Annotated in this window: 9 protein-coding genes and 1 pseudogene; 1 reads left to right on the top strand and 9 read right to left on the bottom strand. The window is 64.2% G+C overall.

Going from position 1 to position 12,781, the window contains the following annotated elements; genetic code table 11:
* Positions 1-102: 102 nt before the first annotated feature.
* Together treS and malQ are read right to left on the bottom strand one after the other, a co-directional pair.
* A pseudogene (gene treS, locus LZC95_18890) lies at positions 103-1,698 on the bottom strand (maltose alpha-D-glucosyltransferase).
* Positions 1,699-1,849: 151 nt separating this feature from the next.
* Positions 1,850-3,511 carry a 4-alpha-glucanotransferase gene (malQ, locus tag LZC95_18885; protein ID WXA98876.1) on the bottom strand — a complete coding sequence of 554 codons (1,662 nt, stop codon included), beginning with the start codon at positions 3,509-3,511 and terminating at the stop codon, positions 1,850-1,852.
* A gap of 137 nt (positions 3,512-3,648) precedes the next feature.
* Here malQ and LZC95_18880 point away from each other — a divergent pair, with 137 nt between their 5' ends.
* On the top strand, positions 3,649-5,673 hold the full coding sequence (locus tag LZC95_18880; protein ID WXA98875.1) for a hypothetical protein: 2,025 nt from the start codon (positions 3,649-3,651) through the stop codon (positions 5,671-5,673).
* A gap of 2 nt (positions 5,674-5,675) precedes the next feature.
* On the opposite strand, the gene LZC95_18875 is transcribed toward LZC95_18880, so the two are convergent.
* From LZC95_18875 to LZC95_18845, 7 genes are all read right to left on the bottom strand, one after another.
* Positions 5,676-6,809 carry a hypothetical protein gene (locus LZC95_18875; GenBank protein ID WXA98874.1) on the bottom strand — a complete coding sequence of 378 codons (1,134 nt, stop codon included), beginning with the start codon at positions 6,807-6,809 and terminating at the stop codon, positions 5,676-5,678.
* Between the two features lie 79 nt (positions 6,810-6,888).
* Positions 6,889-8,385, bottom strand: a complete 1,497-nt coding sequence (locus LZC95_18870; GenBank protein ID WXA98873.1) for a hypothetical protein — start codon at positions 8,383-8,385, stop codon at positions 6,889-6,891.
* A 126-nt stretch (positions 8,386-8,511) separates the two neighbouring features.
* Positions 8,512-9,684, bottom strand: coding sequence for an agmatine deiminase family protein (locus LZC95_18865; GenBank protein WXA98872.1), 1,173 nt, complete (start codon positions 9,682-9,684; stop codon positions 8,512-8,514).
* Between the two features lie 77 nt (positions 9,685-9,761).
* Complete coding sequence (locus LZC95_18860; GenBank protein WXA98871.1) at positions 9,762-10,214, bottom strand: PilZ domain-containing protein; 453 nt, start codon at positions 10,212-10,214, stop codon at positions 9,762-9,764.
* Positions 10,214-10,639: a PilZ domain-containing protein gene (locus LZC95_18855; protein WXA98870.1), complete on the bottom strand. Its 426-nt coding sequence runs from the start codon at positions 10,637-10,639 to the stop codon at positions 10,214-10,216. The genes LZC95_18860 and LZC95_18855 overlap by 1 nt, the downstream gene beginning before the upstream one ends.
* Positions 10,640-10,835: 196 nt before the next feature.
* Positions 10,836-11,990 (bottom strand): hypothetical protein, encoded by a 1,155-nt coding sequence (locus LZC95_18850; GenBank protein ID WXA98869.1) that lies wholly within the window; start codon positions 11,988-11,990, stop codon positions 10,836-10,838.
* 150 nt (positions 11,991-12,140) lie between these two features.
* Positions 12,141-12,701, bottom strand: a complete 561-nt coding sequence (locus LZC95_18845; GenBank protein ID WXA98868.1) for a chalcone isomerase family protein — start codon at positions 12,699-12,701, stop codon at positions 12,141-12,143.
* Between the last annotated feature and the right edge of the window lie 80 nt (positions 12,702-12,781).

Genomic DNA, 12,781 nt, shown 5'->3' with positions numbered 1-12,781 from the left:
GAGGCCTTCGATCTCGCGCTCGAACATCTCCTCGAGCGTCACGCTCTCGAGCTGCGGGATCTCGTAGAGCGACATGCGCACTTCGTGCACGTCGGTCTTGGCGCGCTCGAGCGAGAACCAATAGAAGGCGTAGCCGCCGAGGCTCAGCATGTACGGGCCATCGGCCACCGTCGGGAACTTCGTGCGCCCGAAGAGCTCCACCGGCACCATGCCGCGGTAGCGCGACAGATCGAGCTCCACGTACTGCACGAAGCGCGACAGGTTGGCCACCACCAAGATGGTCTCGTCGCCGTACTCCCGGAAGAAGGCGAGTACGCGCGGATTGGAGGGGCTCAAAAAGTCGATGGTGCCGCGCCCGAACGCCGTGAAGCGCTTTCGCAGTGCGATGATGCGCTTCGTCCACCAGAGCAGCGAATTGGGGTTATTCTGCTGGTTTTCGACGTTGAGCGATTCGTAGTGGTAATCCGGATCGATGATGATCGGCAAAATGAGCTTCTGCGGATTGGCCCGCGAGAAGCCTGCATTGCGATCCATGCTCCACTGCATCGGCGTGCGCACGCCGTTGCGATCGCCCAGGTAAATGTTGTCCCCCATGCCGATTTCGTCGCCGTAATAAAGAACGGGCGTCCCCGGCATGGAAAAGAGCAGCCCATTGAGCAGCTCCATCTTGCGCCGATCGTTGCCGACCAGCGGCGCGAGCCTGCGGCGAATGCCTAAATTGATGCGCATCGCCGTGTCGTGCGCATAGGCGCGATACATGTAATCGCGCTCCTCGTCGGTGACCATTTCCAAGGTCAGCTCGTCGTGGTTGCGCAAAAACATGGCCCACTGGCACGTGGGATGGAGCTGCGGCGTCTGCGCGAGAATGTCGATGATGGGGAATCGATCCTCCATGTGAATCGACATGAATAACCGCGGCATGATCGGAAAGTGGAAGTTCATATGGCACTCGTCGCCATCGCCGAAGTACAGGGCGGCGTCCTCGGGCCACTGGTTGGCCTCCGCGAGGATCATGCGCGCAGCGAACTTCGAATCGATGTGACGGCGCAGCTTCTTCAGGAAATCGTGCGTCTGCGGCAGGTTCTCGCAGTTCGTGCCCTCGGCCTCGAACAGGTACGGCACCGCATCGAGCCGCACGCCATCGACGCCCATGCCCAACCAGAAATCGACGACTTCGTAGAGCGCTTCGTGAACGGCGGGGTTTTCGAAGTTGAGGTCCGGCTGGTGCGCGAAAAAGCGGTGCCAAAAATACGATTTGGCCACCGGATCCCACGTCCAGTTCGAAGGCTCGAAGTCTTTGAAGATGATGCGCGCATCCGTGTAGCGGTGCGGCGTCTCGCTCCACACGTAGAAATCGCGCTCCACGGAGCCGGGCGGCGCTCGGCGGGCCCGCTGGAACCACGGGTGCTGGTCCGAGGTGTGGTTCAGAACCAGCTCGGTGATGATCTTCAGATCGCGACGGTGGGCTTCCTGGACGAAATTCTGGAAGTCCGCCAGGGTGCCCACGTCGGGGTGCACATCCATGTAATCGGCAATGTCGTATCCGTCGTCGCGGCCCGGCGACGGGCAGAGCGGGAGAAGCCAGAGACAGGTGACGCCCAGGTCCTGGAGGTAATCCAGTTTTTCCGTGAGCCCGGCGAGGTCACCGATGCCGTCGCCGTTGCTGTCGTAAAACGAGCGCGTGCGCACCTCGTAAATGACGGCATCTTTGTACCATAACTGATCGGATGGATCGGCGTCGCCCGCCCCTTCTGGACGATGGGCGCCGTTTCTCGGCTTGATCTTCGCGCTCATGCGCACGACTCCCGAAGCAAAATTGCTCGTGTGAATTTTGAACGAAAATACAGAACTAGTGGCTGCGCCCACCGGAGGTTCCGCTCTGGGAACCGTTCCTGCCGTAGATGCGCGTCAGGCTGCCCAATCGGTCGGCGAGCTCGTGCGTGAGGTCGGACTTGCGGAATCGCCATTCCCAGTTGCCCGTTGCAAGGCCTGGGCGATTCATTCGTGCCTCGGAGCCGAGGCCAAGCAGGTCCTGCATGGGCACGATGGCGGTATTGGCCACGGAGGCTTGCACCGTGCGGATCATGTCCCAGTGGATGCTTTTCCCGTCGGAAGCGCCGAGATAAGCGAGCGCGGCGCGCCGCTCTTTCTCGGTGTCCTCCGTGGTGCGCGTGCTCTGGTCGCCGCCGGCCTCGTTGAACCAGCCCACCGTGGTGTCGTTGTCGTGCGTACCGGTGTACACGACGGCGCGCCGCGGATACGCATGCGGAAGGAAGGTGGGCGCCTGCGGATCCGTCCCAAAGGCGAATTGCAGAAGGCGGATGCCCGGAAGGCGGAAGCGCTCGCGAAGTGCGGTAACGGCCGGGGTGACGCAGCCCAGATCCTCGGCGATGAGCGGCAAGGTGCCGCGAACGCCCAGGCCCTTTTTCACATACTTGAAAAAGCGCGCGCCCGGCCCCTTCATCCAGCGGCCGCGCACGGCAGTGGGCTCGTGCGCCGGGATTTCCCAATAGCGCTGAAACCCGATGAAGTGATCGAGCCGCACGGCATCGAACCGCGCCAGGGTGGTGCGGAATCGCTCGGTCCACCACGCGTAGACCTCGCGCCGGCGCGAATGCCACAAGTACAGCGGATTGCCCCAACGCTGACCCGTGGCGCTGAAGTAGTCCGGTGGAACGCCGGAGATGACCTTGGGCATTCCCCCTTCGTCCAAAGAGAAGAGGTGGCGCTTTTGCCAAACATCCGCACTGTCGTGCGAAACGAAGATGGGCAAATCGCCAATCAGGCCGACACCGCGCCCGTGCGCGTAGGCCCGAAGCTGCTCCCATTCTTTGTTGAATTGGTACTGCAAAAATCGGTGGAACTCGACATTCTCATCGAGCTCGCGCCGGGCGCCCTCGAGTGCCGCGGGATCGCGCAGGCGCAGGCCCTCCGGCCATACGGCCCATGCCGTTTCGCGGTGTGCGGATTTGATGGCCGCGTACAGGGTGAAGTCGTCGAGCCAGTGCCGTTCGCGCGCGCAGAACGCTTCGTAGCTTCGCCGCTCCGGGCCCTCCGCGTTTGCGCGAAACGCGGCAAACGCAGTGCGCAAATGCTCCATGCGGTAACGGGCGGCGCGCTCGTAATCGACGCGCTCGTGGGGAAGGTCCGTCGGACCGCCCAGCGCACTGCGCGATAGGAGCCCCTCCTCCGCAAGCCGGTCGAGGCAGATGAGCAACGGATTGCCCGCGAACGCCGACAGCGCGCTGTACGGCGAGTTGCCATAACCCACCGGGCCGATGGGCAGCATCTGCCACCATCGCTGCTGGGCCGCGGCGAGGAAGTCGATGAAGTGCCGCGCTGCGGCACCGAGATCGCCCACGCCGTACGGCCCCGGGAGGCTCGTCGGGTGTAGAAGAACGCCGCTCGCACGCTGGCTTAATCTTGGCACACTTGGCAGGCTAGGCGGCTGGTTGGGCGGCTGATTCGCCTGGTCAGGCTGGCCGGGTTGGCCGATGTGATTTTCGTCCAAGTTCGTTGTTCCTGCTAGGTGCTCCAACGAGCATGCCGAGTCAATAGGAATCCCAAAATGATGCTTGTCGCCTGCTTACGTCGGCGGCAATGTCGCCGCGCATGAATTTGTCACGTGTCTCTCTTTGTGTCGTCGCCATGTTCGCATCCGCCTGCGGAGGCGGTGAAGAAACGGGCGTCACGCCCCCGCCGGCCACACCGGCTCCCCCTGCGCCCGTCGCAACCGCGCCATCCCCGCCACCGAAGCCGGCCATCGACTACGCCGCACTCGAGCGTGACGAGGTGAATCGGCGGGCGTTGCACCACAACCTGCCTCTCTATTGGGTCGCGGACAAGAACGGCAACAAGACCGTCGATCCCGATGAAGTGGTATCGCTCTTATTTTATGGCGGTAACGGCACACGCAACGTGCCTCGCTGGGTCGAGAATGGCAAGTTCACACCCGCCTTCGAGGATGCGTTCTCCAAGGTCCTTCAAGGCGAGCCCGCCCCGAAGGCAGACCTTGCGCCGGCGGAGGGAGAACGTCGCAAGCTCGTTGCGCAAGATCTGGATCAAGGCTTCCCCACCTTGGTGCGCACCGATCTCACCACCCTGTCGGCCGACGAAAAGTCGTTCGTGAAGCACATCTTCGCCGCGGCCGATCTCGTCGATACGCTGTACCTGACGCAGAAGGGTGTGCTCGGCTTGGAGAAGAACCTGCCCGCGGACGATCCGGCGAGCGCGGCGCTCTTCTTCCGCAACCGCGGGCCCCGATGTGCGGGCGCCAAGACGGAGAAAAACCCGGCGTGCACGCCGCTTCCGGGCATAACCAAGGTGCCCGTCGACGTGTACCCGCGTCCGTTGCAGGCCCAGGCCAAGTTCTGCGAAACCATCGAGAAGGCGCCCAACGCGAAGAAGCTGCTCGAGCCGTTCAGCGCGGTGCGCGAGATCGGTGGAAAGCTCGAGCCCGTGCCTTACGGGCAAGCGTACAAAGAGCTGACCTCGGCGATTGCAAATGAGCTTCGCGCCGCCGCCGGTGCGTTGACCGATCCGAAAGAGTCGGCGCTCAAGACGTACGTCACCGCCGCCGCGCAGGCGTTCACGGACGACAATTGGCTCCCGGCGGACGAGGCGTGGTCCAAGATGAATGCGCAAAATTCGAAGTTTTACCTGCGCATCGCGCCCGACGAGACGTACTGGGAGCCGTGTTCGCACAAGGCGGGCTTCCATGTCGCGTTCGCGCTCATCAACCGCGACTCGCTGATCTGGCAGGACAAGCTCACGCCGGTGCAGCAAGAGATGGAGCAGAACCTCGCTGCGCGCATCGGGGCCCCGTACAAGGCGCGCAAGGTCACGTTCCATCTGCCGGACTTCATCGACATCATCATCAACGCGGGCGACGATCGGCAGCCCATCGGCGGGACCGCCGGCCAGAGCCTGCCCAACTGGGGCCCGGTGGCGAACGAAGGCCGAGGCCGCACGATGGTGATGAGCAATCTGTTCGCCGATCCGGACAGCCTGCGCTTCCGCCGCCGCGCGTCCGAGTCGCTGCTCACCAAGGAGACGATGGCGCTGTACGACGACGACCCCAAAGCGAGCCTGCTCTCGACGATTTTGCACGAGGCCACGCACAACCTCGGGCCGCACGCCGACTACGTCTACAAGGGCAAGACGGGCCCGCAGTCCTTCGGCGGCAGCATCGCCTCCATGATGGAAGAGCTCAAGGCGCAGACGGGTGCGCTCTACTTCACGGACTTCCTGAAGAAGAAGAACATCATCTCCCCGGACGTGGCGATGCACACGTACGTGAGCACCCTCGGCTGGACCTTCGGCCAAATCTCGCGCGGCATGTACACCTCCACGGGGGAGCGCAAGCCGTACAGTCAGCTGGCGGCCATCCAGCTCGGCATCCTCATGGACGAGGGCGCGGTCACCTTCGATCCGAACGGGCGCGCCGCGAATGGGAAGGACCAAGGCGCCTTCACGGTCCATCCGGAAAAGATGGTCCCCGCGATCGAGAAGATGGCGAAAACGGTGGGCAGCATCAAAGCCACGGGCAACAAGGACGCAGCGCTGGCGCTGACCAAGAAGTACGTCGATGGGAAGGTCGTTCCCATCGATCTGATCATCGCGCGCGTGCTGCGCGAGCCCAAGGCCAGCTTGGTCTACTCGGTGGAGCTCTAAAGCTACTTCGGCGGAGCCTCTCCCAGGAGAGGCTTCAAGAAGCCGAGGGCATACGCACCGTAGGCGGCGGCCACGAGAACGACGAGGAGCACGACCCACTTGAGGACGCCGCCGCCGCCACCCTCTTTGGTCTGGCGCAGGTTGCTCAGGAAGGCGGGCTGGTTCTCCACCTCGCGCGGCACGACCATGGCGCGCGGGCTCGCCGGATCGGAAAGCGGCGGCACGTCCGCACGGGAAGCGGGGTACGCATCGAAGGGGATGGTCGCGGGGCGCGGCTTGGCCACGTCCGTCGCCGGTACGGGCGCCGTCACGGGCTCGGAGAGTTGCTGCGCGGCCTTCGGCGGTGCGGTGCGCGGCGGATGCATGAGGGGTTTGGTCGGCTCCTCACCGTCCTCCGTGTAGACGTCCTTCGCGGGCGGCGCGAGGTCGAACTGGGGCTCGAACTTGGGCCCCGACTGCGGGAACACCGCCTCGACCTCCACCGACTCCTCGGCCGAGACATTCGACGTCGACTTGGCCACCGCCGCACTCGTGGCGCTTGCCGCGAGGTTCGCGGCCTGGCGTGCGTCGATGGGGAACGCGTCGGGGAAGGTCGGAACCTTGTTCATGCGCGCAGCGGCCGCGGCGACTTCCTCCGCCGAAACCGGCGCGGTCATCTCCGGGCTCACGCGAAGCATCGGCTTTTCCGAGGCGGCTTGCGGCGCAATGACCGTGGCCGCGGGCGTCGGGAACGCCTCGCGCGGCACACCGAAGCTCGGCAGGGCTGCGGTTGCGCCCACCGTGTTCACTGGCGGCGGCTCGGGAATGGTGGCCGTGGCGGCAGCCAGCGGCTCGACGACATCGGGGACCGTCGCCGTGGGAAACGCGCGGGGCGAGACCGGCGGCGCGACCGGCGAAGCAATCGGCGTGCGACGTGACGAGGAGGCGGGAACGCTCGGGACGATCGCGGGCGCAGGGCGCGTTGGCAGGGTGCTCGCCGTAATACCCGAGGAGCTCCGCTGGGGCGCAAGCTCCACCACCGGCGCGCGCCTCCGCGTCGTCACCTGCCCCGATTCATGCGCACGCGGGAGCGATGCGCGCTGCTGTACGCGCTCGAGCAATGCCTCGAGCTTTGCCACTTTTTCCGCCCGACCCATGGGTCCTCAAGGTACGGGCCTTACGACAACGCTGTCAAACGTCGTGAACGGAATTACCTGGGCGCCACCCCGCCCCAGCCTAACGCGAGGCCAGCCCCGGTGTTTTGTCAGGGGGTGCGTGTACGACGAAGGCGACGAGATCTCCCACCTCGATGCGGTCGTAGCGGGCTCCAGAGAGCGATAGCCGCTCCGCCACCGTGGCCTCCGGCTCCTCGGAGCGCCACCGGTCGATCAGGTAGGCGTACTCCCGCTCGCGCGCGAAGATGTCCCGATAGGGACGGTAGCGATCCTGCGCGAGGTGCGACGGCACCACGATGGGGCTCTCGCGAAAGAGAAACGTCTCGCGGTACGCGACCCAATAGTCGGCCATGGCCACGTGCACGCCGAGGGCGCGCAGCTTGGCGCCCATGGCTTCATCGTCATTCGAGAGGCCCGTGCGAACCGCCAGGCCCGAAACGGCGGGCGCGTAGGCTACCCACCCGCCAATGGCGGCCGAGGCCAGATACGGCGCGGCGTACATCGCAAAACGCCACCCCGTCGCGCGATGCGCCAAGGGCGCGAAGGCCCAGGGCAAGAAGAGCAACATGGCCACGAGGTAGCGCGCCGAAAACTGGTCCATGACCATGGGCGAGACCAGAAACGCGCTCACGGTGAGCGGCACCGAGAGGAGCCCCACGGCCCCGATGCGCCGCACGCCCCACGGGGTTCCCGGCGCCACCACGACGAACGCCGACCCGAGAAGCATCCCCACGAGCGAGGCGAGCCCCAGCCATTGAATCGCCGCAATGGCCGGCGGCGCGGCCCAAGGCACGTAGTCCATCTCGTGCAGCGGCGCATACACCTTGGTGCCGAGCACCCACGGCAGACACGCCTCGCGCAACACCGCCCAATTGTGCGTCACCACATCGAGCGACATCTTCGTCTCACCGTGCCGCGACTCCGGGCTCGCCAGGAGCAGCATCAACGGCACGACCCCGATGGCCATCCCGGCCACGCCGGCCCCGATGCGCTTCAACCAGCGCGCTTTGGAGGGATCCCTCGCGGCCAGCAACAAATGCAGCCCTACCAGCGGCAAAAACAGCAGCGCATACGGATCCGCAAAGCACGCGAGCAGCGCCACCAGGCCCCCTGCCCCGGCCCGAAGCTCCCCCCGCGACTTATCGATGCTCTCCACGAAGTACATCGCCAAGAAGACCAACGTGAGCGCGGCCTGCCGCGGCGGGTAGAGCACGTTCCCGTGCACGGGCGCCGAACAGAACACGAGCGCCAGCACCAACACGGCCGCCACCGTTTTCGCGACGTGGCGCGCCAGCACCGCGTACGAGAGCAACGTCAACGCCACATGCCCGACGAGCGCGGAGAGCATGAGCGCAAACGGCGTTGCCCCCAATACGAGAAACCAGAGCGCCGCCACCGCCGAGTCGACCGAGGTCTGGTACGTGCTCCCGAACAGATGCCAGGAAAACTCCCCCCGCAGGATGTGCATCGCCTGCAGGCCGACGATGGCCGCGTCCGAATTCGTATCGCCCGCATTCAACAACGGCGGCAGCCGATACAGAAACGACAACGCGACCACGACGGCCGCAGCGCGATGCTCCTTCCAAATTGCCTGTAGTCCTACCCTTGGCACGGCAACGGCGTGCCAGAAAACCGGACGACAATCAATCGGGCCGGCGCCCCGCGCGGTCTTTTTACCGAGCGCTCACTGGGCGCCCGTCGACGGAATTTCCTTGGTGATGCAGTGGATCGAGCCGCCCTCCACGATGGTCGCCTCACTGTTGACCCCGACGACGTTGTAGTCGGGCAGCGCGGATTTGTAGGCTTGCACCGCGGCCTGGTTCTCGGTGTTCGAGTTGTAGAAGGGAATGATCACCGTCTTGTTGACGATGAGCGAGTTCGTATACGTGTACCAAGTTCCGCCGCTGGACCAGCCTTTGACGCGGGTGACCTGGTAGCGGCCGGAACCGCACGATAGGTTGGCGAAGTAGTTCGCGGCCTTGTCGGTGGCGGACTTGTACGGCTCGTTGGTGCTCTGCGCTACGACGACCTTACAATCGCCGACCAGCTTCGCGAACATGTCGATGTGGCCCGTGCCATCGGCCGGTGCGCCGCCGGAGGTCGCGGCGTAATCCAAAATGTGGATCGTGGTCGCACCGAGGTAGCTCTTGAGCAGCGAATCGACCTGCGCCCGCGACAGCGACGAATTCCAATTGTAGACGCGGCTGCTCAGGAAGGCGTTGCCCTTGCCGTCGGTCATGTAGTTGCCACCGTCGAGGATGAGGCTCGTGGTGTGGCATTGGGCGTTCAGCTGCGTCGCGATCTTGCACGACATCGCGTCGTCGTCGACGCGCGAGGCGTAATGGCGATACTTCGTATCGACGATGCCCAGGGCCTTCGTCGGTTCGTAGATCCCCACGGGTCCATAATCGCGCGACCAAATGCTGTCGTAGTCGATATTGAGCGCGCGGTATTTCGACGATGGCACGCCGGAAATCGACGAGGGGCCGCCCACCATCCACACGTTCGCCCCGGCGCCTGCCGCGGCCACGGAGATGTTGCGAAGCACGTCCGTGTGCGCGGTCCACGTCATGACCACGGTGCTCACGGGCTCGTACTCGGCGGGCACGCGGTAGCCGGCGCCAGGAGCTGCGTCGACTTCGTTGGCGATGGCCTCGGGCGACGGAGGTGCCACGCGACTCTGAATCGCAAGCTCCTCCTCCGTGGCCCAATTGGGGAGATTCTTGGTGCGCAGATTGGCGCTTACCGCGCCTTCGTCGCTCGGTTCACCGGTATCACCCGCCGACGAACAACCGGCGCCCGCCAACAAAATGCCCAGTGCTACGAGCGGAACGATTCGAAGCCGTCCTCGATGCATGAGAGTCACCTTTCTCGATGTGGGCTCGCCCTGCGGTTTTCACCCCGCGCGCCCATCACCGTCAAGGAAACTCGTTTTCACGAATCGAAATAGAATCGGTCGATGCCGTATGCGATCTCGTAAACGGTCTTCGCGTAGTCGACACGCTTTTCACGGGCGCGCCGCGGCAACGGCGGCGGTACGCGACGCAGGCCACCACGCAGAATGTGGCGTGCAATCGCACCGAGTCGAAACGACACCCCGATGCATCGCCCGCGATCGTTCGCACGGCGGCCCTCGAGAATGCGCGCCACACGGCCCGACGTCGCAAAGAGAAGCCCGAAGTCGGTCGCGCGAAAGGACACCATGAGCTCATCGCCGATGTTCACTTCGGCCTCGGACGGCATGAGCAAACCTTCGGTCGATAGGTCGAGCGACCGGCGGCCGATCAATTTCATATCTTGCTCGCGCACGATCTGACACGACACTTCCACAGCGTGCCGCATGACGGAACGTTGCTGGAGCAGCACCATCGGCATGGCGGGACGCATTAGGCCGTCCCCATCATGATGCGCGCGACCGATTCCGCATAATCGATGCGCGGCTCGCGACCCGGCAAGGTCGGTGGATAGCGGTACAACCCAGCCTTGACGTAGCTCGCGCTGACGCGTCCCAAGCGCGAGAACTGGAGCCCCAAACCGCGTCCGCGATCGCTCGGCCTGCGGCCATGAACCACGCGCGCCACGGTAGCCTCGGCATCGAACCACGCGCGCAACGTCGGCACGCGGAAGCTGACGAGCACCTCTTCGCCCGTCAGCACGGTTTCATCGGTCAGCACCAGCATGCCCTCGGCGGACAGGTCCACCGCCTGCTCGCTCAGCAGCTTGAAATCGCGCTCACGCACCACCTGGCACTCGAGCCGCACTGCATGCCTCGGAGTCTTCCGCTCACGCACCGGCACCAAGAGACCGTCCATGCTTTGGACCTCCACGGACGCACATTACCTCCTGCGTCCGTAGCGGGCCCAATTTGCGGCTCCCGAAGACTCACAGGGAGACGGGGAGACGGGGAGTTTCTAGGTTTCCGATCGGCTCATTGAGCGACTGGAAACCCTGAAAATCTCCCCGCCTCCCCGCCTCCCTGTTCAATCCTCTTCTCGGGAACCCGGGGATCTATCGCCGGAAACCGCCGCCTCCGCGGCTGCTGGTGGGAGGCGATTTCTCCACCATCGTGAAGACGGCGGTTTGATCTTCCTCTTCCTCGTTCAGCTTTCGCACTTCTTTGCCGAAGGGGTTGCCGATGCTGGGCAACGGAGGGCTCGAAAGGGCGCCGCCCGAGGCCAATGTTCCTGCGGGCGCCGAGATGCCAGGGGCCGATGGCTCTTCGTCCGATGCGGGATCGTCGTCGATGATGACGACCATCCCGTCGTCGTTGAGCGCGGCCACCTCGGTCTCGCCCACGGAAACCTCGGGAGCGTCGGTCTCGCGAGGCACGCGGCCCGTGGTCGAGGTCTTCGCCTCGCCATCCACGCCGCCGCCGCCACTCAAGGGCTCCAGCGAGAGACCCGAGAGGCTTTTCTCGATTTCCGACTCGGCGATCTGCACCAGGCCGACCTTGAGGGCGAGGGCATCGAGCGCGCCAATGAGCACGTCATTCGGCGTCTGCGACACGAGCTTGTCCCAGCCTACCGCCGCCAAAATGCCCCGCGGCGAGCCGTCGCCCGATTGGTGGATCTTCTTGATCCACTCGGTCAAATCCGCCTTGGTGAGGCCTTCGGCGATGACGTCGGTCCCGCGAAGCTTGCCGCCGCGGCCCTCGACGGTGTCGAGAAACCATCGCGCATCGAACAGCCCGAGGTCGTACGCCTCCTCGAGGGCCTTGTGGATGGCCTTTTTCGACAGCTTGCCGCCACGCCAGAACGTCCACCACGACGAAAGCGGCACCCAGCGCACGACCACGTCGGGCGGAAGGCCCAATTCGAAGGCCGCATGATCGACGTCGCCTGCAACCAGTGCGTCGTGCACCACCGCTTCGACCTTGTCGTCGGTGTCACGCACGGCGGCTTTCAGGCCGCGGATGCCCCAGTGCGCGAGGATCGGTCCGCGCACATCGTTGGGGATGTAGCGAAAGAGCTGATCCTTGGCTTTCGCGTCGTCGTACGGGAAAAAGTGATTCAGAAACTCCTGGCTCGTACGGACTCGCCCCTCGGGCGTTCGGCGATGTTCTTCCACCGCAAGACAGAATTTCGGAACGGCGGCGTTGAGATCATTTTTCGTCGTGGGCTTGTCCAAGAGAGACCTCCGGAGCGCGCGGGGTGCGAACTCCATGATGCTAACTCTAGCGACGGGCGTTTGTCTCTCGTCCGAGGGGTTAGGTGTTAGGGATTAGGGGTCAGGGGTCGCAGCGCGAGCGCGCACCACCGACATCGGGGCTGCCGTCTCTTCCTAAACGCCAAACCCCAACCCCTACCCTATCCTTCAGGGAAGACGGCTGATCAGGGCATCGCCGAGGGACGGCTGGTCGATCTTGCCGAACCAGATACGCCAAGTTGCCTTCATGAAATCGACGCCATCGGCCGTGGCGCTGGCGCCACCTTGCACTTGCAGCGTGGTGGTCTTCTTGTCGGCGTCGTAGGTGATGGTGACAATCTGATTTTCCTTCAGCTCTTTGCTGAAGACGGCGAGGAATTTTCCGATCTTGGCTTTGTCGGTGTAGCCGTTCATGGCGTACGCCTCGGACAGCGCATTCTGAATTTTCTCGCTGTCGACATCACGCTTCATCTTCCAGATGAACCGTTTGCTGATGTCCGCATCGATGACGGCCTGCTTCGACTTCGCCGGCGGCAGCTCCTTCATCTCGTGGCCGATGGCATAGACATCGACGCTGGCGAACAGGATCTTCTTCTGCCGAACGCCATCGCCCGTGTGGTAGTAGCCGTTCGGCAGACGCTCGAGGGCAAATGCATTTGCGACGAGCGCGACAAGACAGAGCACAACGAGAACGGGCGTGAGCCAGGGACGACGTTTGGCGTTTTTCATGGTTCTCCTCTAGACGGACGTGAAGACGCCCACATTACAGCACGCCGAGCAGGACCGGGGGCCGTACCCAGCCGTACCGC

The organism is Sorangiineae bacterium MSr12523 (assembly GCA_037157775.1).
Classification (GTDB): Bacteria; Myxococcota_A; Polyangia; order Polyangiales; family Polyangiaceae; genus Pendulispora; species Pendulispora brunnea.
This window is presented reverse-complemented; position numbering and strand designations above follow the sequence as displayed.

Bases quoted from the DNA above. Each gene is read 5' to 3' on its own strand.
- LZC95_18850 (WXA98869.1), bottom strand. From the start codon at position 11,990: ATGGAGTTCGCACCCCGCGCGCTCCGGAGGTCTCTCTTGGACAAGCCC.
- LZC95_18860 (WXA98871.1), bottom strand. From the start codon at position 10,214: ATGCGTCCCGCCATGCCGATGGTGCTGCTCCAGCAACGTTCCGTCATG.
- LZC95_18855 (WXA98870.1), bottom strand. From the start codon at position 10,639: ATGGACGGTCTCTTGGTGCCGGTGCGTGAGCGGAAGACTCCGAGGCAT.
- LZC95_18880 (WXA98875.1), top strand. From the start codon at position 3,649: ATGTTCGCATCCGCCTGCGGAGGCGGTGAAGAAACGGGCGTCACGCCC.
- LZC95_18865 (WXA98872.1), bottom strand. From the start codon at position 9,684: ATGCATCGAGGACGGCTTCGAATCGTTCCGCTCGTAGCACTGGGCATT.
- LZC95_18845 (WXA98868.1), bottom strand. From the start codon at position 12,701: ATGAAAAACGCCAAACGTCGTCCCTGGCTCACGCCCGTTCTCGTTGTG.
- LZC95_18875 (WXA98874.1), bottom strand. From the start codon at position 6,809: ATGGGTCGGGCGGAAAAAGTGGCAAAGCTCGAGGCATTGCTCGAGCGC.